Below are 21,216 nucleotides of genomic sequence, written 5' to 3'. Positions count from 1 at the left end.
CCTCAGCCCTGGCCTCCGGCACGGCCGGGGCGGCGGGCGCGGCGGTGGCCCCGCCCTCGCCGCCATCGAGCTCGGCGATGACGGAATTCACCGCGACATTCTCGGTGCCCTCGGCGATGAGGATGCGCGTCAGCGTGCCCTCGTCGACCGCCTCGACCTCCATGGTCGCCTTGTCGGTCTCGATCTCGGCGATGATCTCACCGGCCTTGACCGCGTCCCCTTCCTTCTTCAGCCAGCGCGACAGCTTCCCCTCGGTCATGGTGGGGGAGAGGGCGGGCATCAGGATCGTGGCACCCATGGTTCAGCGGGCCTCCAGCAGCACGTCGGTCCACAGCTCGCTCTCGTCAGGCTCGGGCGAGGTCTGCGCGAATTCGGCGGAATCGGCGACGATGCGCTTGACCTCGTCATCGACCTTCTTGAGATCGTCCTCCGGCAGGCCACCCTCCAGCAGCTTCTTGCGGGCGGTCTCGATGCAGTCATGCTGCTCGCGCATCTTCTGCACCTCCTCCCGCGTGCGGTACTTCGCCGGGTCGGACATGGAGTGGCCGCGATAGCGGTAGGTCTGCATCTCGAGGATGTAGGGGCCCTTCCCCTCGCGGCAGTGGGCCACGGCGCGCTCGCCGGCGGCCTTCACCGCCTCGACATCCATGCCGTCCACCTGCTCGCCGGGGATGCCCCAGGGGCTGCCATCCTTCGAGCGGTCCTTGGACGCGGAGGCGCGGTCGGCGCTCGTGCCCATGCCGTACTTGTTGTTCTCGATGATGTAGACCACCGGCAGCTTGTGCAGCGCCGCGAGGTTGTAGCTCTCGAAGACCTGGCCCTGGTTGGCCGCGCCATCGCCATAATAGGTCAGGCAGACATTGCCATTGCCGCTATAGGCATTGGCGAAGGCGAGGCCCGTGCCCAGGCTGACCTGCGCGCCGACGATGCCATGGCCGCCGAAGAAGCCCTTCTCGCGGCTGAACATGTGCATCGAACCGCCCTTGCCCTTCGAGTAGCCGCCGATGCGGCCCGTGAGCTCGGCCATGACGCCGCGGGCTTCCATGCCGCAGGCCAGCATGTGGCCATGGTCGCGGTAGGAGGTGATGACCTGATCGCCCGGCAGCAGGCACATCTGCATGCCGACGACGACCGCTTCCTGCCCGATATAGAGGTGGCAGAAGCCGCCGATCAGGCCCATGCCATAGAGCTGCCCCGCCTTCTCCTCGAAGCGCCGGATCAGCAGCATGTCCCGGTAGGCCTGCAGCATCTGTTCCTGCGACAGCCCGCCCGAATTGGTCGGGGGGGTCTTTGCCTTGCCGCGACGCTTGGTGGTGCCCGCTTCGGCGCCTTGGACCATCCGGCTGCTCCATTCTGCCCGCCCCGCACGGAATTGGCGGCGGCGCAAGCCCGCAAATACGTGGCTCTGGCGCCCACTGCAAGCTTCACGACGTGGCTAAGCACCTGATGCTGCAACGCAATATGAAGTTTAACCGAAATGCGGTTAAACCTGTTGGAAACCCTGAAGAGGCGCAACAGCGCAAGGATTTCTGAACGTTCAGCGCAATGAAAGCGACAGACGGCAGGCTTTTCCAGCAATGACCGGCATGCAGGGCCGTCTCATTTTTTGGGATCTTTGCGGATATAACCACAGGGCAGCGGTGAGGCGGCATTCTTCATAGCTGCCCGGCCCCACCGCCATGCCTCTGCGCAGGATTCCCCCCCGGCGGCGCCCCACCAGCCCCTCAGCGGCCCTGTGCCAAGACGAACCGCAGTCCTGAGAGGGGCCTCGCCCCTCTCGTCACCTGCGCGGCCACCAAAAGCCTGAGGCCTTTGGAAACCCATCCGCTGAGGGGGAGGGGGCGGGGGATTCTCAGGCCGTCTCTCACACCCGCAGCCAGGTGGAGGTGACATGCGCGCAGGGCTGCGCGCTGCCCTCCGCCCGCAGCCAGACCTCGGCATAGAGGGTGCGCCGGCCCTGGCGCACCAACCGTGCCTCGGCCAGCACCGCGCCGCTGCCGGCGGGGCGCAGGAAGCTCGCCGTCAGCGTCCCGGTCAGCGCGTCCTGCTCGCCCTCCGTATCGGCCATGGCGGCGGCCCAGATGGCGATATCGGCCAGGCCCATCAGCGCCGGGCCGGAGACGGTGGGGCCAGGGCGCAGCAGGGCGGCGCGCGGCGGCAGGCGCAGCACCGCCGCCCCCGCCCCGGCCGAGACCACCTCGATGCCCCATTCCGCCGCCAGCGGCAGGCCCTGGTGGATCAGCGCGGCCAGCGCCTCCGGCGTCACCGCCCGCCCACCACGCGGCCGAGGCAGGGATGGCCGCCCAGCCAGTAGCAGAGCTCCGCCGGCCGGCCGATGCCATAGAGGGCGAAATCCGCCCGCAGCCCGGCGCGCAGCACGCCGCGATCGGCCAGCCCCAGCGCCGCCGCCGCGTGGCAGGTGACGCCGCGCAGCGCCTCCTCCACCGTCAGCCGGAACAGGGTGCAGCCGAGATTGAGCATCAGCAGCAGCGACCGCGCCGGGGAGGAGCCGGGGTTCATGTCGGTGGACAGCGCCATCCGCACCCCGGCGGCGCGCATGGCGGCGATATCGGGGTGCTTCGCCTCGCGCAGGAAATAGGTGGCGCCGGGCAGCAGCACGGCCACCGTGCCGGCCTCCGCCATGGCGCGCAGCCCGGCCGGGCTGGCATATTCCAGATGGTCGGCCGAAAGCGCCCCGTGGCGCGCCGCCAGCGCCGCGCCGCCCAGGTCGGACAACTGGTCGGCGTGCAGCTTCACCGGCAGCCCGGCGGCGCGCGCCGCGGCGAAGACGCGCTCCGTCTGCGCCGGGGAAAAGGCGATGCGCTCGCAGAAGGCATCCACCGCATCGGCCAGCCCGGCGCGGGCCGCCAGCGGCAGGATCTCCCCCGCCACGAGATCGGTATAGGCCTCCGCCCCGCCGGGGAAATCCGGCGGCACGGCATGGGCGGCGAGCAGGCTCGTCACCACCTCCACCGGATGCTCCGCGCCCAGGCGGCGGGCGACGCGCAGCATCTTCAGCTCGGAGTCGAGGTCCAGCCCATAGCCGGACTTGATCTCCACCGTCGTCACGCCCTCGGCCATCAGCCCTTGCAGGCGCGGCGTGGCGGCGGCGAGCAGTTCCTCCTCGCTGGCGGCGCGGGTGGCGCGCACGCTGGAAAAAATCCCGCCCCCCGCGCGGGCGATCTGCTCATAGGTCGCGCCCGCCAGCCGCTGCTCGAACTCCGCCGCGCGGTTGCCGCCGAAGACGAGATGGGTGTGGCAGTCGATCAGCCCGGGCAGGATCCAGGCGCCGCCGCAGCGCGTCACCGGCGCGTCCTGCGCGGGCAGGGCCGCGCGCGGCCCCACCCAGGCGATGCGCCCCTCCTTCACCGCCAGCGCGCCATCCTCGATGACGCCGAGGCCCTCCCCCTCCATGGTGGCGAGGTTGGCCTCCAGCCAGACATGGTCGAAGCCGCTCATGGCAGCGGCACCCCGTCGAAGGCGCCATGCTCGACCAGCCGCTTCACCGCGGCGATGTCGGGCGCCATGTGGCGGTCCTCCTCCCAGGGCGCGGCGACGGCGCGGATGGCGCGCACCACCGCCTCCAGCGGCGCGGAGGAGGCGAGGGGGCGGTGGAACTCCACGCCCTGCGCGCCCTCCAGCAATTCGATGGCGAGGATGGCGGCGACATTGTCCGCCATCTCCGCCAGGCGCAGCGCCGCGCCGGTGGCCATGCTGACATGGTCCTCCTGGTTGGCGCTGGTCGGCAGGCTGTCCACGCTGCGCGGATGGGCGAGCGACTTGTTCTCGCTGGCCAGCGCCGCCGCCGTCACCTGCGCGATCATGAAGCCGGAATTCAGCCCGCCCTCGCGCACCAGGAAGGCGGGCAGGGTGGAGAGCACCGGGTCCGTCAGCAGGGCGATGCGGCGTTCCGACAGCGCGCCGATCTCGGCCAGCGCCAGGGCCAGCGTATCGGCGGCGAAGGCCACCGGCTCGGCGTGGAAATTGCCGCCGGAGAGCACCTCGCCCTCCTCCGTCACCAGCGGATTGTCGGTGACGGCATTGGCCTCGCGCAGCAGCGTCGCGGCGGCATTGTGCAGCAGGTCGAGGCAGGCGCCCATCACCTGCGGCTGGCAGCGCAGGCAATAGGGGTCCTGCACGCGGCTGTCGCCCTCGCGATGGCTGTCGCGGATGGCGCTGCCGGCGAGCAGCCCGCGCAGCGCGGCGGCGGCGGCGATCTGCCCCGGCTGGCCGCGCAGCGCGTGGATGCGCGGGTCGAAGGGCGTGTCCGAGCCACGCGCGGCATCGACGCTGAGCGCGCCGGCGGTGATGGCGCTGCGCCACAGCCGCTCCGCCGCGAACAGCCCGGTGAGGGCGAGGGCGGTGGACACCTGCGTGCCGTTGAGCAGCGCCAGCCCTTCCTTCGGGCCCAGCTCCAGCGGCGCGAGGCCGGCGCGCTTCAGCGCCTCCGCCCCCGATAGCACCTCATCGCCCAGGAAGGCCTCGCCCTCGCCGATCAGCACGAGGGAGAGATGCGCGAGCGGCGCCAGATCGCCCGAGGCGCCGACCGAGCCCTTGGCCGGAATGGCCGGCAGCACCCCGGCGCGCAGCAGCGCCAGCAGCGCCTCCACCACCACCGGCCGCACGGCCGAGGCGCCCCGCGCGAGGGAGAGCGCCTTCAGCGCCACGATCAGCCGGACCACCGGCGCGGGCAGGAAAGGCCCCACCCCGGCGGCATGGCTGCGCAGCAGGTTGCGCTGCAGCTTCGCCAGATCCTCGCGCCCGATGCGCTGGCTCGCCAGCTTGCCGAAGCCGGTGTTGACGCCATAGAGCGCCTCGCCACTGTCGATGCGCGCGGCGAGCGCCGCCACGGCGCGTTCCAGCGGCGCCTCCCAGCCGGCGGGCAGGGCGGGCGTGGCGCCCTCGGCCAGGGCGCGCAGATCGGCCAGGCTCGCCTGGCCGGGGGTGATGGGGAGCAGGCCGCCCATGATCAGCGCCCCATTCCGTTGAGCATCGGCAGGTCCAGCCCCTGCTCGCGGGCGCAGGCGATGGCGATGTCATAGCCGGCATCGGCATGGCGCATCACGCCCGTGGCCGGGTCGTTCCACAGCACGCGCTTCAGCCGCCGCGCCGCATCCGGCGTGCCATCGGCCACGATCACCATGCCGGCATGCTGCGAATAACCCATGCCGACGCCACCGCCATGATGCAGCGACACCCAGGTGGCGCCGGAGGCCGTGTTCAGCAGCGCATTCAGCAAAGGCCAGTCGGAGACGGCATCCGTGCCATCCTTCATCGCCTCCGTCTCGCGGTTGGGCGAGGCGACGGAGCCGGAATCCAGATGGTCGCGGCCGATGACGATGGGCGCCGAAAGCTCGCCCTTCGCCACCATCTCGTTGAAGGCGAGGCCGAGGCGGTGCCGCTGCCCCAGACCCACCCAGCAGATGCGCGCCGGCAGGCCCTGGAACTGGATTTTTTCCTGGGCCATGTCGAGCCAGCGATGCAGGTGCTGGTCGTCGGGGATCAGCTCGCGCACCTTCGCATCGGTCTTGCGGATATCCTCCGGGTCGCCGGAGAGCGCGGCCCAGCGGAAGGGGCCGATGCCACGGCAGAAGAGCGGGCGGATATAGGCCGGCACGAAGCCCGGGAAGCCAAAGGCATTGGCCAGGCCCTCATCCTTCGCCATCTGCCGGATGTTATTGCCGTAGTCGAGCACGGCGCTGCCCATCGCCTGGAAGTCGAGCATCGCCTGCACATGCGCCACCATCGAGCGGCGGGCGGCGGCGGCCACGGCGCGCGGGTCGCTCTGCCGCTTCTCCTCCCACTCGGCCAGCGTCCAGCCGGCGGGCAGATAGCCATTGCCCGGATCATGCGCGCTGGTCTGGTCGGTGACGATGTCCGGCTTCACCCCGCGCCGCACCAGCTCGGGGAAAATCTCGGCGGCATTGCCGAGCAGCCCGACGCTGATCGCTTTCTTTTCAGTGTAGGCCTGCCGGATCATCGCCAGCGCCTCGTCGAGGCTGTCGGCGCGGGCGTCGAGATACCCCGTTTCCAGCCGCTTCTCGATGCGGCTGGGCTGGCATTCCACCGCCAGCACCGCGGCCCCCGCGAAGACACCGGCCAGCGGCTGCGCCCCGCCCATGCCGCCGAGGCCCGCCGTCAGGATCCAGCGCCCGGCGAGGTCGCCGCCGAAATGCTGCCGCCCGGCCTCGGCGAAGGTCTCGTAAGTGCCCTGAACGATGCCCTGGCTGCCGATATAGATCCACGAGCCGGCCGTCATCTGGCCGTACATCATGAGTCCCGCGCGATCCAACTCGGAAAAATGCTCCCAGTTGGCCCAGGCGGGGACGAGGTTGGAATTGGCGAGCAGCACGCGCGGCGCATCGGCATGCGTCTCGAACACGCCCACCGGCTTGCCGGACTGCACCAGCAGAGTCTGGTTCTCTTCCAGCCGCTTCAGAACTGAAAGAATGGTCTCGTAGCTCTGCCAGTCGCGCGCGGCGCGGCCGATGCCGCCATAGACGACCAGCTCGCCCGGCCGCTCGGCCACCTCGTCATCGAGGTTGTTCATCAGCATCCGCATCGCCGCTTCCGTCGTCCACTGCTTGGCGGTCAGCGTGGCGCCGCGCGGGGCGCGGATGGCGGGGGCATTGCGCAGACGGGTGAAAGTCATGCAGGCCACTCCTTCGGTGTCAGTCCAGCGCGCCGCCGAGGCGGTATCGCGAGCCGGGATGGGTCAGCCAGGCCCGTGTCGCCACCACGCGCCAGGACCAGGTCCGGCGGTGGATCAGCAGGCAGGGCTCGTCAGGCGGGATGTCCAGCGCGGCGGCGGTCTCGGGCTCGGGGCGCGTGGCTTCCACCACATGCTCCACCCGCTCCGGCGGCGCGCAGGAGGTGAGGTAGCGATAGGGGGTGATGCGCGTGAAATCCTGCTCCAGGAAACGCGGCGCGATCACCGGGTTCACATAGCGGTCCTCGAACTGCACGGGCGTGCCGTTCTCGCGATGCACGAGGCGGCAGCGGAAGAGTTCCGCGCCCTCGGGCAGGCCGAAGCCCATGGCCAGCGCCGCATCGGCACGCGTCGCGTGCAGCGCCAGCACGCGGCTGTCATGCCGGCTGCCGCGCTCCGTCATCTCCTCCGCGATGTCGCGCAGTTCGAGGATGCTGGATTGCGGCTTGGCCCCGGCGACGAAGGTGCCCACCCCCTGCACCCGCACCAGCAGCCCCGCATCCGCCAGCTCCCGCAGCGCGCGGTTGACGGTGACGCGGGAGACGCCGGTCATCTTCACCAGTTCATTCTCGGAGGGAACGCGGTCCTCCGCGCCCCATTCACCGCTGGCGACACGGCTCAGGATGAAGGCCTTGATCTGCTGGTAGCGCGGCGTCGCCGGGCTCGGCGTGGGCAATAAAGTCGGGCTCGGCGGGGGCGGCAGGGAAGGGGCGTCGTCGCTGGGCATGGGGTTGAGCATGGTTGTCTTGACAAGTTTCGTCAACCGCGATCAGCATGCCGCCACCATTCCGCAGGAGGCCCGCCATGACCGTCTTCTTCGCCCCCCTGGCCCTGTTGCCCGGCGGCTGGGCGCGCGATGTGCGGATCACGGTGGAGGCCAGCGGCGCCATCGCCGCCGTGCAGCCGGGTGCCACGGCGGAAGGGGCGGAGCGCCTGCCCGGCATCACCCTGCCGGGCCTGCCCAACCTGCATTCCCACGCCTTCCAGCGCGCCATGGCGGGCCAGACCGAGCGCCGCTCCCCGCCCGAGGCCCGCACCGCCGAGGGTGGCACGGATTCCTTCTGGACCTGGCGCCACACCATGTATCGCTTCGTCGGCCGCTTCTCGCCCGAGGATGCGGAGGCCGTGGCCGCCCAGCTCTACGCCGAATGCCTGGAATGGGGTTTTACCAGCATCGCCGAGTTCCATTACCTGCATCACCAGCCGGACGGCACGCCCTATGCCGACCGCGCGGAAATGGCACTGCGCCATCTGGCGGCGGCACGGCGCGCGGGCATCGGCATCACCCTGCTGCCCAGCCTCTACCGGCACGGCGGAATCTTCGGGAAGGACCCGGTGCCGGGCCAGCGCCGCTTCCTCAACGACCTGGACGGCTTCTGGCGCATCGTCGAGGGCATCCGCGCCGCCATCGCCGGCGATGCGCAGGCGGGGCTGGGCCTTGCCCCGCATTCGCTCCGCGCGGTGACGCCGGAGATGCTGCGCGCGCTGTCCGGTTTCGCCGGCCCCATCCACATCCACGCCGCCGAGCAGCTGCGCGAGGTGGCGGAATGCCTGGAGGCCACCGGCGCCCGCCCCGTGCAATGGCTGCTGGACAACCTGCCGCTGGATGCGCGCTGGTGCCTGATCCATTGCACCCACATGACGGAGGAGGAGGCCGCGCGCCTCGCCCGCAGTGGCGCCGTGGCCGGGCTCTGCCCCAGCACGGAGGCCTCGCTCGGGGATGGTATTTTCGGCCTGCCGGCCTATCGCGCGGCGGGCGGGCGTTTTGGTTTCGGCACGGATAGCCATGTCGGCATCTCGCCGCGTGACGAAATGCGCCAGCTGGAGACCAGCCAGCGCCTCGCCCTGCGCCAGCGCTCCGTGGCGACGGAGGATGCGAATCCCTGGCCCGGCCGCAATCTTCTCGAAGCGGCGCTGGCGGGTGGGGCGCAGGCCAGCGGGCGCCCCATCGCCGGCATCGCCGCCGGGCAGCGCGCCGATCTCGTGGTGCTGGACCCCGATCACCCGGCGCTGTTCGGGCGGGAGGAGAATGAAGTGCTGGATGCCTGGGTCTTCAGCGGCCAGGGCAACCCGGTGACGCAGGTGGTGGCCGGTGGCCGCGTGGTGGTGCGGGAAGGGCGGCATATCCACGCCGCCGCCATCGCGGCGGAGTTCCGCGCCGCCCTGCGCCGCCTCGCGGCATGAAAGCATCAGGGAAAGAGGAAGAAGGCAGCGTTCTTTTTTGAAAAAAAGAACCAAAAAACTTTTTCAGTGGGCGTCCCGCCTCAACGCCGAAGCGGGACGCCAAACAGAAAAAATCAGCCGGCGGAAATTTCTTCTGCCTTGCGCATGATCCGCAGGAAATTGCCCGACCACAGCAGGCCAAGCGCCGCCGCGTCATAGCCGCGCCGCAGAAGTTCGGCGCTGAGGTGGCCCGTCTCCGCCGCGTTCATCCAGCCCGCCACGCCGCCGCCGCCATCGAAGTCGGAAGAAAGGCCGACATGCTCCAGGCCGATGCGCTTCACCGCGTAATCCACATGGTCGGCGAGATCGGCCACGCTGGCGCGGGCCTTGCCGTCCGGGCCGGGGGCGCGCAGGAAGCTCGGCACGGCGGTGATCTGCATCAGGCCACCGCGGGCGCGCAGGGCGTCCATCTGCTCGTCATCCAGGTTGCGGGGGTGGTCGCGCAGGGCGCGCACGCAGGTATGCGTGGCCACCACCGGCGCGCGCGAGATCTCCACCGCCTGGAGCATGCCGCTCTTGGCGACGTGGGAGACGTCGATCAGCAGGCCGAGGGCGTTCATCTCCGCCACGGCCTGCCGGCCCAGCGCGGAAAGGCCGCCATGCAGCGCCGCGCCATCGCCCAGGTCGGGGCGGGGAATGGCGGAGTCCGAGAGCAGGTTGTGCCCGTTATGCGTCAGCGTGACGTAGCAGGCGCCGAGGCCGCGCCACAGCGCCAGGCGGGAGAGATCCTCGCCCATCGCATAGCCATTCTCCACCGCCAGCAGCACGCCGAGATCGGGGCTGCCCGCCAGGGCCGCCAGTTCCGCCGCGCGGGTGACGATGCGCCGCCCGCCGCCGGCCGCCGTGGCGCGGATGCTGCGCAGCATGGCCTCGCAGCGCGCGGCGGCGGCGGCATGGCCCTCGGCCGTCAGCGGCCCCTGCGGCAGATAGGCGGCGAAGACCACGGCGCGCAGCCCGCCCGCCGCCATCTTGGGGAAATCCACGCAGCGGGAGGTCTCGCCGCGCGGGTCGGGCGTCTCCGGCCAGGGGATGTCCACATGCGTGTCGAGCGTCAGCGTCGCGGCATGGACGGCTTCGGGAGAAAGGCGGTCGGTCATGTCTCGTCCAACAGCGAGGAAGCGGCCAGACTCGGCCCGGCCGCGCCCCGCGTCAACGCCCCCGCCCCATCAGCCCAGGGCATCAGTCCAGGGCATCAGTCCAGGGCGGCGGTCACCCGCGCCAGCACCTCCGGCAGCGCCGCCGGGTCCAGCCAGCGGAAGACGGCGACGATGCGGTGCTCCGGGTCGATCCAGATGACATTGCCGCCGGCGCCCTGTGCCAGGAAGCTGGCGCGGCTGGCACCCGGATAGCGGCCCTGGCCATTCAGCCACCAGAGCAGGCCATAATCGGCATTCAGGGCGCAGGGCGTGGTGCAGGCGGCCACCCAGCCCTCGGGCAGGAGGCGGCGGCCCTCCCACACGCCATCCTGCAGCATGAGCTGCCCGATGCGCGCCTGATCCTCCGCATGGGTGAAGACGCCACCCCCCCAATGCCCGCCGCCGGAGACGGAGGGGAGGCGCTGGCCACCGATCTCGACGAAGCTGGTGCGGTAGCCCTCCCAGCGCCAGTCCTGGCTGCCGCCGATGGGGGCCATGATCCGCTCGGCGAAGACCTCGGGCAGCGGGCGGCGGAAGCGGTGCAGCAGCGCCAGGGACAGGGCGTTGACCCGGACGTCGTTATATTCCCAGTAGGTGCCGGGGCTTTGCAGCGGGCGGTCGATGCCCTTGGGGCCGCTGCCCTCGCGCTTCAGGTCGCGGCCACGGTCGATCCGCTCCGCCTTGCCGAACAGCGTGCCTTCCCACTCGCTGGTCTGCTGCAGCAGCATCCGCCAGGTGATGGTGCCATTGCGCGGGCCGCTGAAGGCAGGGTCCGCGACGCTGGCCGAGACCGGGGCATCCAGGCTGCCGATCAGCCCATCCCCGAGCGCCAGCCCGGCCAGCAGGGCGAGGTAGCTCTTCGCCACGCTGAAGGTCATGTCCACCTGCCGGGTGTCGCCCCAGCGGGTGACCAGCGCGCCCTCGCGCAGGATCAGCCCGTTCGGCGCGCCACGCGGCGCGGTGTTGCCGAGCACCTCATTATCGGGCGCGGGCTCGAAATAGCCGGCTTCCAGATGCGCCAGGATATCGCGCGGGAAGGGGCTGTCCTGGGCCTCGGCGAAGGCCACGGCCTCGGCCAGGCGCTGCGGGTCGAAGCCGGCCAGGGCCGGATCGCGGGGCGGGAAGGGGGTGGGGCTGTGCATGGCCGCGACGGTGGCGCGCGCCCGGGGGCGGCGCAAGCGGGAGGGGAGATGCGCAACCGCGCGGGGCACCCCATCTCTGCACCCTCACGACAAGGAGCCCCGCCATGTCCGACTCTCCGACGACCGAGACCGCCATCCTGGGGGGGGGCTGCTTCTGGTGCCTGGATGCCGCCTACCGGCATTTGCAGGGGGTGGCCGAGGTGCTCTCCGGCTATGCCGGCGGCCATGTGGAGAACCCCGGCTATGAGGCGGTCTGCGGCAAGCGCACCGGTCATGCGGAGGTGGTGCGGGTCGTCTTCGACCCCGCCGTGATCTCCTATGCCGATCTGCTGCGGATCTTCTTCACCCTGCACGACCCGACCACGAAGGACCGCCAGGGCGCTGATATCGGCCCGCAATACCGCAGCATCATCATCACCCTGTCCGATTCGCAGGCCGAGACGGCGCGGCAGGTGATGGCCGAGGTGGAGGAGGCCCGCCTCTGGCCTGCCCCCCTGGTCACCGAGGTCACCGGCCCCGCGACCTTCTGGCCGGCCGAGCCGGAGCACCAGGACTACTTCGCCCGCAACCCCTGGGCCGGCTATTGCCGCGTGGTGATCGCGCCCAAGGTGGCGAAGTTCCGCCAGCGCTTCGCCGGGCGGCTGAAGGAGAATGCTCTTTCGTAAGCGTTCTTTTTTGAAAAAAAGAACCAAAAAACTTTTCCAGTTTGGCGTCCCGCTGTGCCGGGAGACGGCGGCAGCCTGAAAGAAGTCTTTTTGCTTCTTTTTCTTTAGAAAAAGAAGAATTTAGAGCATTGATTTCACGAAAAATCCCATCGCGGCGCTGCCGCCCAGCAGGGGCAGGACGCCCAGCCGGAAGCGGAACAGCGCCAGTGCCGCCAGCAGGGTGAGCAGCAGCGCCGCGGGGTCGAGGCTGCCCGGCACTGGCAGTTCCAGCGCGAAGGGCCCCAGCTCCAGCCGGGCCTGCGCGCGGAAGACCAGCCGCAGGGCGAACCACAGGGCGAGGTTGGCGATGACCCCGACCACGGCGGCGGTGACCGCCGCCAGGGCGCCGCGCAGCCGCGGCATGGCCTGGAGCCGCTCGATGAAGGGCGCGCCAAGGAAGATCCAGGCGAAGCAGGGCGCGAAGGTAACCCAGAGCGCCAGCCCCGCCGTGGCCAGCGCCGCCAGCACGCCCTGCGGCCATCCGGCCATGAAGCCCACGAATTGCAGCACGAGGATCAGCGGCCCCGGCGTGGTCTCGGCGAGGCCGAGGCCGGCGAGCATCGCCTCGGGCGTCAGCCAGCCATAGTGGCCCACCGCCTCCTGCGCCACATAGGCGAGCACGGCATAGGCGCCGCCAAAGGTGACCACCGCCATGCGGGAGAAGAACCAGGCGATCTCGCCAAAGAGCGGCACATCCCGCAGCAGGGCCACGGGCCAGAGCCAGAGGGCCAGGGCCACCAGCCCGGCCCGGCGGGCGCCGCGCGCCATGCGGGCGGGGCGCTCCGGCTCGGCGGCCAGCAGGTGGTCGATCAGCGCGGGGGCCTCGGCGGCCTGGGTGGGGGCGGTGGGGCGCTGGAAGGCGGCGGGCCATGCGGCGCCAAGCAGGGCAGCCCCCGCCACCACCGCCGGAAAGGGCCAGTGCAGGGCGAAAAGGCCCAGGAAGGCGAGCCCCGCCAGCCCCCAGGCGAATGGCCCGTGCAGGGCGCGCCGGGCGATTTTCAGCAGGGCTTCCAGCACCAGGGCCAGGACGGCGCATTGCAGGCCGAAGAACAGCGCCGCCACCAGCGGCACCGCCCCCAGCGCCGCATAGAGAAGAGAGAGGCCGAGCATCACCGCCGCGCCGGGCAGGATGAACAGCAGCCCGGCCACCAGCCCGCCCCGCACCCCGTGCAGCAGCCAGCCGAGATAGGTGGCGAGCTGCTGGGCCTCGGGCCCAGGCAGCAGCATGCAGAAATTGAGGGCGTGGAGGAACCGGGCCTCGCCGACCCAGCGTTTTTCCTCGACCACGGCGCGGTGCATCAGGGCGATCTGTGCCGCCGGCCCGCCGAAGGAGAGGCAGCCGATTCGGGCCCAGAGCCGGGCGGCCTCGCCCAGGCCGGGGTGTTGAGGAGGGACCATGCCAGGGGCCATGCCGGTGATCTCCGCGCTGCCCGCCGGTTAGAGCGGAAGGCGCGGGCGGCGGGAAGAGGGGGGTAGAATCGCGGACGGCGCCCTGGCCATCAGCCCGGCGCCGTCATCACGCTTTCCGTCCCTTTGCGGGATCGTTCCTCCCCAAACTCGGCCTGCTGAGCAATCCCGAGAGCCTCATCCTAACAGGTCTTGTATAAGACACAAGTCTTTCTTTACCGATGCCTTGAATCAGCCATCAGGATCGTGAAGAGAGGCTTTCGCGCTGCACCATGCCCGCCTTGCCTGCCGGAGGTTTGCCACCCGCCATGCCGATGCCCGACGCCCCGTCGCCGCGACTGGACGCCCGCCCGCTCTACCGCCAGGTGGAGGATATCCTGATCGGGCGCATCGTGGGGGGGGAGTGGCCACCGGGCCATCTCCTGCCGGCGGAGCCGGATCTCGCGGCGGAGCTTGGGGTTTCCCAGGGTACGGTGCGCAAGGCCCTGGCGGGGCTGGAGCGCCGCCACCTGATCGACCGCCGCCAGGGGCGCGGCACGACCGTCGCGCGGCATACCAGCGAGACGGCGCGCTTCACCTTCTTCCGGGTGCGCGACCTCAGCGGCCGGGCGGTGGTGTCGCGAATCACCGTGCTGTCCTGCACGCCGGGGGAGGCGGAGGAATGGGAGGCGAAGGCCCTGGGCCTGCCGGCGGGCGCGCCGGTGATCCGGCTGCGGCGGATTCGGCAGCTGGACGGCTCGCCGCGGATTTTTGAGCGCTGCTGCCTCTCGGCGGCGATCTTCCCCGGATTCGCGCTGCTGCCGGGGGACCTGCCGACGGAGCTTTATGTCCTGTTCCAGCGCAGCCACGGCGTCACCGTGGCGCGGGCGGAGGAGGAGCTTTCCGCCGCCCCGGCCGATGCGGAAACCGCTGAGGCGCTTGGAAAACCTGTGGGCACGCCCCTGTTGATGGTGCAGCGGATCGCGTATGATGTGGCGGACCGTCCTGTTGAGGTCCGCCTGTCGATGATCGACACCGAGCGGCACCGCTACGCCGTGCGGTTGGATTGAGCCGCGCGGGCCGTAACGCTTGCACCTTGGGGGGTGCGGTGGTAATGGCCCCGCCTTCCTTGATTTCCGCTGACTCTACACAGCACAGCACTGAGAAGAGAGGCCCGGCGCCATGGCCGTTCCGAAGAAGAAGGTTTCGCCCTCCCGCCGCGGGATGCGCCGCAGCCACGAGGCTCTGTCTGCCCAGGCGCACCATGAGTGCCCGAACTGCGGTGAGCTGAAGCGCCCGCATCATGTCTGCGCGTCCTGCGGCCATTATGATGGCCGTGAGATCGTCCAGGCCGGCAAGGCCCTGAAGGCCGCGGTCCGCACCTGACGCCTCCCGCTCGTCCAGGGGAAAACGGCACCTTGTCGCAGGTCGGATTGCCGCAGGGCGGCCTCCAGCAGCCCGGTGCCGCCGGGGGCTTTGCCCTGGCCATCGATGCCATGGGCGGTGATCACGCCCCGGATTCGGTGCTTGACGGCCTGGAGATCGCCGCGGAGCGGCATCCCAAGGCCCGTTTCCTCCTGGTGGGCGATGAGGTCCGCCTGGGTGCCCTGCTGTCGCGCCGCCCCCGGGCGGCGCGAGCCTGCGCCATCCGGCATGCGCCGGAGGCCATCCCCGGCGATATGAAGCCGACGGCCGCGCTGCGCGTCCGCAACTCCTCCATGCGCATCGCCATTGATGCCGTGGCGGCGGGCGAGGCGGCGGGCGTCGTCTCCGCCGGCAATACCGGCGCGCTCATGGCGCTCGGCAAGATCGTCGTGAAGACCCTGCCGGAGATCGACCGGCCGGCTCTCGCCGCCATCGGGCCCTCCGCCCGGGGCGATGTGGTGCTGCTCGACCTGGGTGCGAATGTCGCCTGCGACGCGCGCAACCTGGTGGAGTTCGCCATCATGGGCGATGCCTTCGCCCGTGCCGTGCTGGGGCTGACCAGCCCGAGCATCGGCCTGCTGAATGTGGGCAGTGAGGAGCTGAAGGGGGATGACCGCGTCCGCCTCGCCGCCGAGCTGCTGCGCGATTCTCCCCTCTCCGCCCAGTTCCACGGCTTTGTCGAGGGCCACGACATCACCGCCGGCACGGTGGATGTGGTGGTGACGGACGGCTTCACCGGCAATGTCGCCCTGAAGACGGGCGAGGGCGCCTTCAAGCTGGTGGGCAGCCTGCTGAAGCAGGTCTTCACCTCCTCCTGGACGGCGAAGCTCGGTTACCTGCTGGCCCGCCCCGCGCTGGACCGCCTGCGCGAATGGATGGACCCGCGGCGCTACAACGGCGCCGTGCTGATCGGCCTGAACGGCGTGGTGGTGAAAAGCCATGGCGGTACCGATGCCCTCGGCTTCGCCCATGCGGTGGATGTGGCCATGGATATGGTGACGCACCGCTTCAACGAGCGTATCCGTGAGGGTCTGGCGGCGCTGCCGCCGCGGGGGCGCGCTGCCGTCGCCGAATCCAGCGCACCAGTTCGCTGATTCGCCTTCGCTGATTCCTCCCCGCTGATTCTGCTGCCGCCCCTGCGCACCGACCTGCTGGACCTCGCCGCATGACCCCTCGCGCCCTGATCGCCGGCACCGGCGGCTATCTGCCGGCCCTTGTGCTCGACAATGACAGCCTGGCCGCGCGCCACGGGCTCGATACGTCGGATGCCTGGATCCGCGAGCGCACCGGCATCCGCCAGCGGCACATCGCCGCGCCGGGTGAGATGGCGAGCGACCTTGCCGCCGCCGCCGCCCGCGCCGCGCTGGAGCAGGCCGGGGCGGAGGCCGCCGAGGTGGATGGCATCATCGTGGCCACCGCCACGCCGGATGCCGCCTTCCCCTCCACCGCCGCGCGGGTGCAGGCCAAGCTGGGCGTGACGCGCGGCTTCGCCTTCGATCTCGCGGCGGCCTGCACCGGCTTCGTCTATGCCCTCTCCGTGGCGGATGCGATGATCCGCGCCGGGCAGGCGCGCAATGTGCTGGTGATCGGCGCCGAGGTGTTTTCCCGCATCCTCGACTGGACGGACCGCACCACCTGCGTGCTGTTCGGCGATGGCGCCGGCGCCGTGCTGCTGCGCGCCAGCACGGAGGCCGAGGTGGGGCGGGGCCTGCTCTCCTGCCACCTGCATGCCGATGGGCGCTTTGGCGACCTGCTGCATCTTGAGGGCCACCCCGGCGTGGTGCGGATGAACGGGCGCGAGGTGTTCCGCCACGCCGTCAGCAAGCTGGCCTCGGCGGTGGATGAGGCGCTGCAGGCCAATGGCCTGTCCAAGGGCGATGTCGCCTGGCTGGTGCCGCATCAGGCCAATCTGCGCATCATCGAGGCGATGGGGCGCAAGCTGGACCTGCCGCCGGAACGCGTGGTGGTGGCGGTGGACCGGCATGCCAATACCTCCGCGGCCTCCATTCCCCTGGCCCTGGCCGAGGCGACGCGGGATGGCCGTATCGCGCGTGGCGATCTGGTGCTGATGGAGGCCATTGGCGGCGGGCTGACCTGGGGTGCGGCGCTGGCGCGCATCTGAGGCACCAGATTCGTCTCAATTTTCGGACAAATCTCTGTTCCTGGCTCTAGGGTGACGCTGCTTCCGTATTTCACGGAGTAGCCCGCCCCGGCGATGGGGCCAGGGAATGGTCCGAATGCCTGATGATGGTCACGCGGCCAGCGCGGCCCCGATCCTGCGGACCTGGCAGAGCCGCCCCACCGCCCTGCCTGAAGAAAGCCGGGCCCCCGATGCGGTGGATTGGAAGACGCCGCTCAAAGGGGCGGTGATGGTTCTGCTGGCGCTGGCGGCCCTTGCCTATTTGGTTTCCCATTAATTTTTGCCGTCCCGTAAGGCAGGCTGTCCAAACCATCAGCAGGTGGGGCGGTTGAGTCGAAATTTCATCGACTCAGCCACAGGCCTGCCTCTTGGCTTTATCCCCCCCGCCCCTGTATGGTCCGGCCGCCTTCAGGGGCCGGAACAGAAGCCGGGCCTCTTTCGGTCGGGGGATCGAACCACAATGCTGATCACTGTGCCGCCAGACTACCGGCCGTCTGACTCCGAAGAGTTCATGAACCCCCTGCAGCAGGAATACTTCCGCCAGAAGCTGCTGCGCTGGCGCCAGGATCTGCTGCGTGAAGCCGGGGATACGCTCGCCAGCCTGAGCGAAGGCGGCATCGCCGAGGCCGATCTGACCGATCGCGCCAGTGTCGAGACCGACCGCGCCCTGGAACTCCGCACCCGCGACCGCGCCCGCAAGCTGATCTCCAAGATCGACCAGGCTCTGGAGCGGATCGAGAACGGCACCTACGGCTATTGCGAGGAGACGGGGGAGCCGATCGGCCTGCGCCGGCTCGAAGCCCGCCCCATCGCCACCCTGTCCATCGAGGCGCAGGAGCGCCACGAGCGGATGGAACGCGTCCACCGCGACGATTGATGCGGCTTTCCTGGCGGGAGCCCAGCCCCGCCAGGACCAGGAACACGCGGCTGCCTGCCCCTCGGCGCAGGGTGGCCGGCCTTGGGGGCAAGCCCCGCCCGGCACCACCTCCGCCCGCGCATGATGCCGTTGCCGTGCAGGCCAGCCTTGCGTGCCGCACTCTGAGTGCCGTGCCTGCCATTCGGCTGTCACGCCTCTCTTCCCTTGCCCGCTTCCTGCCGCGCTGCATCATGTCAGGATGCGCGGCGCTGCCGCATGCCGCCTTTCCGTTCCCGCTTTCCGCCGCGCCAGGGCAGACCTGCTCCGGCAGGAGCCGGCCGGGTGGCGGCGGGCGGCCCCGCGGGGCCGGGACGCGGGGGTTTCGCGCTCTTATCGCTTGCAATGCGGGCCGATCCGGTGCATCTGCCGCGCGACGGTGGGTGCGGTGAATCGCCCTGGCGATGGCCGCCCCCGTCGGTTCCGGGACACCGTTCGGCCATTCGGGTTCGAGCATGCGGCGGCGGCGAGGCAGGGGCAACACCCAGCCAGCCGCTTCCCCAGGCCAATCCCCTGCGGCAGCCCGGAACCGGCAGTTTGACATTCGGCGAGCGCGCGGGACGGGAAGCCGCGCTTGGCTCGATGGCGATTCCCGCGCGGCACCTGCCGCGTTAAACTTGTTCCGCGCGGCTGCCGCCGCGACGCGTATGGAGGCCCCCGTGGCGCGCACCCCGCTCGAGAAGATCCGCAATATCGGCATCACGGCGCATATCGACGCCGGCAAGACCACGACGACCGAGCGGATCCTGTATTACACCGGCAAGTCCCACAAGATCGGTGAGGTCCACGAGGGCAACACCACGACGGACTACATGGAGCAGGAGCGGGAGCGTGGCATCACGATCACCTCCGCCGCCGTGACCGCCGAGTGGAATGAGCACCGCATCAACATCATCGACACCCCGGGCCACATCGACTTCAACATCGAGGTGAACCGCTCCCTGCGCGTGCTCGATGGCGCGGTGTTCGTGATCGAGGGCGTGGCCGGCGTGCAGCCGCAGTCCGAGACCAACTGGCGCCTGGCCGACCGCTACAACGTCCCGCGCATCATCTACATCAACAAGCTGGACCGCACGGGCGCCGACTTCTACCGCGCCGCGGCGACGCTGACCGAGAAGCTCGGCATCACCTGGGTCGCCCTGCAGCTGCCGATCGGCATCGAGGACAACCTGAAGGGCATCGTCGACCTGGTGACGATGAAGGCCCTGATCTGGGAAGGCGACGAGCTCGGCGCCAAGTACCACGAGGCCGAGATCCCCGCCGACCTGGCCGACAAGGCCGCCGAGTACCGCCAGATCCTGCTCGACACCGCGCTCTCCATGGATGACGCGGCGATGGAAGAGTATTTCGAGAAGGGCGATGTGGCCGTCGAGACGCTGAAGGCCTGCATCAAGAAGGGCACGATCTCCGGCGCCTTCCGCCCGGTCGTCTGCGGCTCCTCCTTCAAGAACAAGGGCGTGCAGCCGCTGCTGGACGCCGTGGTCGACTACCTGCCGAGCCCCGTCGACGTCGAGGGCATCAAGGTGGCCCCGGAGGAAGGCGAGGAGGACGATCCCAACGCCGACCGCCGCGTCATCGAGGTCTCCGAGACCGCGCCCTTCTCGGCGCTGGCCTTCAAGATCATCAACGACAAGTACGGCAATCTGACCTTCATCCGCGTGTACTCGGGCGTGATCAAGCAGGGTGACACCATGCTGAACACGACCAAGGGGCACAAGGAGCGCATCGGCCGCATGTTCCAGATGCACGCCGATAAGCGCGAAGAGGTGAAGGAAATCTTCGCCGGTGACATCGTCGCCGTCGTCGGCATGAAGGACACCGGCACGGGTGACACCCTGGCCGACCCGGCCGACCCCGTCGTGCTCGAGCGCATGGCCTTCCCGGTCCCCGTCATCGACATCTCCGTCGAGCCGAAGACCAAGGACGGCGTCGAGAAGATGACCCTCGGCCTCCAGAAGCTGGCCGGCGAGGACCCCTCGCTGCGCCTGAAGACGGATCAGGAGACGGGCCAGACCATCCTCTCCGGCATGGGCGAGCTGCACCTCGAGATCATCATCGACCGCCTGAAGCGCGAATATGGCGTGGACGCCAATATCGGCGCCCCGCAGGTGGCCTATCGCGAGACGATCACCAAGGCGCACACCGAGACCTACACCCACAAGAAGCAGTCGGGTGGCTCGGGCCAGTTCGCCGAGGTGAAGATCACCTTCGAGCCGAAGGAGCGCAACGAGGGCATCGAGTTCGTCAATGCCGTCGTCGGTGGCTCGGTGCCGCGGGAATACATCCCGGCGGTCGAGAAGGGCATCAAGGTCCAGGCCGACACCGGCGTGCTGGCCGGCTTCCCGACGGTGGACTTCAAGTACACCCTGACGGACGGCAAGTACCACGACGTCGACTCCTCGGCGCTCGCCTTCGAAATCGCCGCCAAGGCCTGCTTCCGCGAAGGCATGAAGAAGGCCGGCCCGGTCATCCTCGAGCCGATCATGGACGTCGAGGTGACCACGCCGCAGGATCACGTCGGTGACGTCGTGGGCGACCTGAACCGCCGCCGCGGCATCATCCAGAGCCAGGACATGGCCGGCACCTCGGTCATCGTCCGCGCCCATGTGCCGCTGAAGGAGATGTTCGGCTACATCTCCAACCTGCGTGGCATGACGAAGGGCCGCGCGTCCTTCTCCATGCAGTTCCACCACTATGATCCGGTGCCGCGCAACGTCGCGGAAGAGATCATGGCGAAGAGCGCCTGATTGCCATGATGCGGCTCCGCTGGCAGCGCGGCCGCATCGAAGACCCCGGCCCTGGTGCGGCAGACCCGCACCGGGCGCTGGAGTGGGTGGGTTGTGACGACGCGGGCGATCCTATCGCCCGCGTCGTTCGCGTTCGGGGGCCGGTCTGGTTCCGCTGGCACCTCCGCCACGCCGTCGCGCTCGATGACGAGGCGCGGGTGGTCGAGCTGCGCCCCAGTGTCAGCGAGAATCGCTGGCTGGTGCTGATCGGCAACCAGGTGGTGGGGCGGGCCAGCCTGCCCCTCCAGGCGGTGCGCAGGGCTGAGGCCGCGCTGGCCGGTTGAGGTGCTTCTCCGTCAACTGGGCAGGCAGCGGATGATATCGCGATGGCCGCGCGCCAGCACTGGCCGCGTGCCTTCCGGGCAGGCCATCACCGCGTTGCGGGCCGCCGGGGCAAGGCCATTGTCCCAGGGCGTGCGGTCCATGCCGCGGTCACAGCGGCCGGGCACACCCTTCACCGGAGAGCCGCCATGCGGGCAGAGCCAGCGGCGGATGTCTTCCAGTTGCGCCGCGCTGGGGCGGCGTGGCGCCTCTGCCCGCGCCGGGGGGGCGGGCAGGGCGGCGCACAGGCCGAGCAGCAGCAGGGCAATGGATGGGAAGGAGGGGTGCGCCATGGCCGCCTCCCTAGCATGTTCGGCACAGGTGCCGAAGC

The 21,216-nt window shown here is 70.1% G+C and carries 20 protein-coding genes; 9 read left to right on the top strand and 11 right to left on the bottom strand.

Features of this window, described 5'->3' with window-relative positions:
* From NON00_RS10125 to hutC, 7 genes are all read right to left on the bottom strand, one after another.
* On the bottom strand, positions 1-298 hold a 298-nt coding region (locus NON00_RS10125), incomplete at its 3' end, for a biotin/lipoyl-containing protein (protein WP_256020276.1).
* Between the two features lie 3 nt (positions 299-301).
* Positions 302-1,339: a pyruvate dehydrogenase (acetyl-transferring) E1 component subunit alpha gene (gene pdhA, locus NON00_RS10120; protein WP_256020273.1), complete on the bottom strand. Its 1,038-nt coding sequence runs from the start codon at positions 1,337-1,339 to the stop codon at positions 302-304.
* A 525-nt stretch (positions 1,340-1,864) separates the two neighbouring features.
* A complete protein-coding gene (locus tag NON00_RS10115) occupies positions 1,865-2,266 on the bottom strand; it encodes a PaaI family thioesterase (protein WP_256020271.1) in 402 nt (133 codons plus the stop codon).
* Complete coding sequence (hutI, locus tag NON00_RS10110) at positions 2,263-3,459, bottom strand: imidazolonepropionase (RefSeq protein WP_256020268.1); 1,197 nt, start codon at positions 3,457-3,459, stop codon at positions 2,263-2,265. The genes NON00_RS10115 and hutI overlap by 4 nt, the downstream gene beginning before the upstream one ends.
* A complete protein-coding gene (gene hutH, locus NON00_RS10105; RefSeq protein WP_370688700.1) occupies positions 3,456-4,970 on the bottom strand; it encodes a histidine ammonia-lyase in 1,515 nt (504 codons plus the stop codon). The genes hutI and hutH overlap by 4 nt, the downstream gene beginning before the upstream one ends.
* On the bottom strand, positions 4,970-6,652 hold the full coding sequence (gene hutU / locus NON00_RS10100; RefSeq protein ID WP_256020264.1) for a urocanate hydratase: 1,683 nt from the start codon (positions 6,650-6,652) through the stop codon (positions 4,970-4,972). The genes hutH and hutU overlap by 1 nt, the downstream gene beginning before the upstream one ends.
* 19 nt (positions 6,653-6,671) lie before the next feature.
* Positions 6,672-7,436 (bottom strand): histidine utilization repressor, encoded by a 765-nt coding sequence (gene hutC / locus NON00_RS10095; protein ID WP_256020262.1) that lies wholly within the window; start codon positions 7,434-7,436, stop codon positions 6,672-6,674.
* 77 nt (positions 7,437-7,513) lie between these two features.
* Here hutC and NON00_RS10090 point away from each other — a divergent pair, with 77 nt between their 5' ends.
* Positions 7,514-8,893 carry a formimidoylglutamate deiminase gene (locus NON00_RS10090; RefSeq protein WP_256020260.1) on the top strand — a complete coding sequence of 460 codons (1,380 nt, stop codon included), beginning with the start codon at positions 7,514-7,516 and terminating at the stop codon, positions 8,891-8,893.
* Positions 8,894-9,006: 113 nt separating this feature from the next.
* Here NON00_RS10090 and NON00_RS10085 read toward each other — a convergent pair whose 3' ends face one another.
* Both NON00_RS10085 and NON00_RS10080 read right to left on the bottom strand, forming a co-directional pair.
* Positions 9,007-10,029, bottom strand: coding sequence for a dipeptidase (locus tag NON00_RS10085; RefSeq protein WP_256020258.1), 1,023 nt, complete (start codon positions 10,027-10,029; stop codon positions 9,007-9,009).
* Between the two features lie 95 nt (positions 10,030-10,124).
* Positions 10,125-11,246, bottom strand: a complete 1,122-nt coding sequence (locus NON00_RS10080; RefSeq protein ID WP_256020256.1) for a serine hydrolase — start codon at positions 11,244-11,246, stop codon at positions 10,125-10,127.
* Positions 11,247-11,314: 68 nt separating this feature from the next.
* Between NON00_RS10080 and msrA the strand changes: the two genes are divergently transcribed.
* Positions 11,315-11,875: a peptide-methionine (S)-S-oxide reductase MsrA gene (msrA, locus tag NON00_RS10075; protein ID WP_256020252.1), complete on the top strand. Its 561-nt coding sequence runs from the start codon at positions 11,315-11,317 to the stop codon at positions 11,873-11,875.
* A gap of 120 nt (positions 11,876-11,995) precedes the next feature.
* Here the strand turns inward: msrA and chrA are convergent, their stop codons facing one another.
* Positions 11,996-13,324 (bottom strand): chromate efflux transporter, encoded by a 1,329-nt coding sequence (chrA, locus tag NON00_RS10070; RefSeq protein ID WP_256020249.1) that lies wholly within the window; start codon positions 13,322-13,324, stop codon positions 11,996-11,998.
* A 305-nt stretch (positions 13,325-13,629) separates the two neighbouring features.
* On the opposite strand from chrA, the gene NON00_RS10065 reads away from it, so the two are divergent.
* From NON00_RS10065 to NON00_RS10035, 7 genes are all read left to right on the top strand, one after another.
* Positions 13,630-14,370: a GntR family transcriptional regulator gene (locus NON00_RS10065; protein ID WP_256020247.1), complete on the top strand. Its 741-nt coding sequence runs from the start codon at positions 13,630-13,632 to the stop codon at positions 14,368-14,370.
* Positions 14,371-14,482: 112 nt separating this feature from the next.
* Positions 14,483-14,686: a 50S ribosomal protein L32 gene (gene rpmF / locus NON00_RS10060; RefSeq protein WP_256020245.1), complete on the top strand. Its 204-nt coding sequence runs from the start codon at positions 14,483-14,485 to the stop codon at positions 14,684-14,686.
* Positions 14,687-14,733: 47 nt separating this feature from the next.
* Positions 14,734-15,819 (top strand): phosphate acyltransferase PlsX, encoded by a 1,086-nt coding sequence (gene plsX / locus NON00_RS10055; protein ID WP_370688699.1) that lies wholly within the window; start codon positions 14,734-14,736, stop codon positions 15,817-15,819.
* 71 nt (positions 15,820-15,890) lie between these two features.
* Positions 15,891-16,847 (top strand): beta-ketoacyl-ACP synthase III, encoded by a 957-nt coding sequence (locus NON00_RS10050; RefSeq protein ID WP_256020243.1) that lies wholly within the window; start codon positions 15,891-15,893, stop codon positions 16,845-16,847.
* A 478-nt stretch (positions 16,848-17,325) separates the two neighbouring features.
* Positions 17,326-17,742: an RNA polymerase-binding protein DksA gene (gene dksA, locus NON00_RS10045; protein WP_256020241.1), complete on the top strand. Its 417-nt coding sequence runs from the start codon at positions 17,326-17,328 to the stop codon at positions 17,740-17,742.
* 683 nt (positions 17,743-18,425) lie between these two features.
* Positions 18,426-20,525: an elongation factor G gene (fusA, locus tag NON00_RS10040; protein WP_305123289.1), complete on the top strand. Its 2,100-nt coding sequence runs from the start codon at positions 18,426-18,428 to the stop codon at positions 20,523-20,525.
* A gap of 5 nt (positions 20,526-20,530) precedes the next feature.
* On the top strand, positions 20,531-20,848 hold the full coding sequence (locus tag NON00_RS10035; protein WP_256020237.1) for a hypothetical protein: 318 nt from the start codon (positions 20,531-20,533) through the stop codon (positions 20,846-20,848).
* A gap of 12 nt (positions 20,849-20,860) precedes the next feature.
* On the opposite strand, the gene NON00_RS10030 is transcribed toward NON00_RS10035, so the two are convergent.
* A complete protein-coding gene (locus NON00_RS10030; RefSeq protein WP_256020235.1) occupies positions 20,861-21,178 on the bottom strand; it encodes a hypothetical protein in 318 nt (105 codons plus the stop codon).
* Positions 21,179-21,216: the final 38 nt, after the last annotated feature.

Origin of the sequence: Roseomonas sp. GC11 (assembly GCF_024437745.1) — a bacterium.
In the GTDB taxonomy this organism is placed as follows: Bacteria; Pseudomonadota; Alphaproteobacteria; order Acetobacterales; family Acetobacteraceae; genus Pseudoroseomonas.
The sequence above is the reverse complement of the archived record's forward strand: the minus strand, read 5'-3'. Positions and strand labels throughout refer to the sequence as shown.

Coding starts and splice junctions, on each gene's coding strand:
- pdhA (WP_256020273.1), bottom strand. CDS start 1,339: ATGGTCCAAGGCGCCGAAGCGGGCACCACCAAGCGTCGCGGCAAGGCA.
- hutI (WP_256020268.1), bottom strand. CDS start 3,459: ATGAGCGGCTTCGACCATGTCTGGCTGGAGGCCAACCTCGCCACCATG.
- hutU (WP_256020264.1), bottom strand. CDS start 6,652: ATGACTTTCACCCGTCTGCGCAATGCCCCCGCCATCCGCGCCCCGCGC.
- hutC (WP_256020262.1), bottom strand. CDS start 7,436: ATGCCCAGCGACGACGCCCCTTCCCTGCCGCCCCCGCCGAGCCCGACT.
- NON00_RS10090 (WP_256020260.1), top strand. CDS start 7,514: ATGACCGTCTTCTTCGCCCCCCTGGCCCTGTTGCCCGGCGGCTGGGCG.
- NON00_RS10085 (WP_256020258.1), bottom strand. CDS start 10,029: ATGACCGACCGCCTTTCTCCCGAAGCCGTCCATGCCGCGACGCTGACG.
- msrA (WP_256020252.1), top strand. CDS start 11,315: ATGTCCGACTCTCCGACGACCGAGACCGCCATCCTGGGGGGGGGCTGC.
- chrA (WP_256020249.1), bottom strand. CDS start 13,324: ATGGCCCCTGGCATGGTCCCTCCTCAACACCCCGGCCTGGGCGAGGCC.
- NON00_RS10065 (WP_256020247.1), top strand. CDS start 13,630: ATGCCGATGCCCGACGCCCCGTCGCCGCGACTGGACGCCCGCCCGCTC.
- rpmF (WP_256020245.1), top strand. CDS start 14,483: ATGGCCGTTCCGAAGAAGAAGGTTTCGCCCTCCCGCCGCGGGATGCGC.
- NON00_RS10050 (WP_256020243.1), top strand. CDS start 15,891: ATGACCCCTCGCGCCCTGATCGCCGGCACCGGCGGCTATCTGCCGGCC.
- dksA (WP_256020241.1), top strand. CDS start 17,326: ATGCTGATCACTGTGCCGCCAGACTACCGGCCGTCTGACTCCGAAGAG.
- fusA (WP_305123289.1), top strand. CDS start 18,426: ATGGAGGCCCCCGTGGCGCGCACCCCGCTCGAGAAGATCCGCAATATC.
- NON00_RS10035 (WP_256020237.1), top strand. CDS start 20,531: ATGATGCGGCTCCGCTGGCAGCGCGGCCGCATCGAAGACCCCGGCCCT.
- NON00_RS10030 (WP_256020235.1), bottom strand. CDS start 21,178: ATGGCGCACCCCTCCTTCCCATCCATTGCCCTGCTGCTGCTCGGCCTG.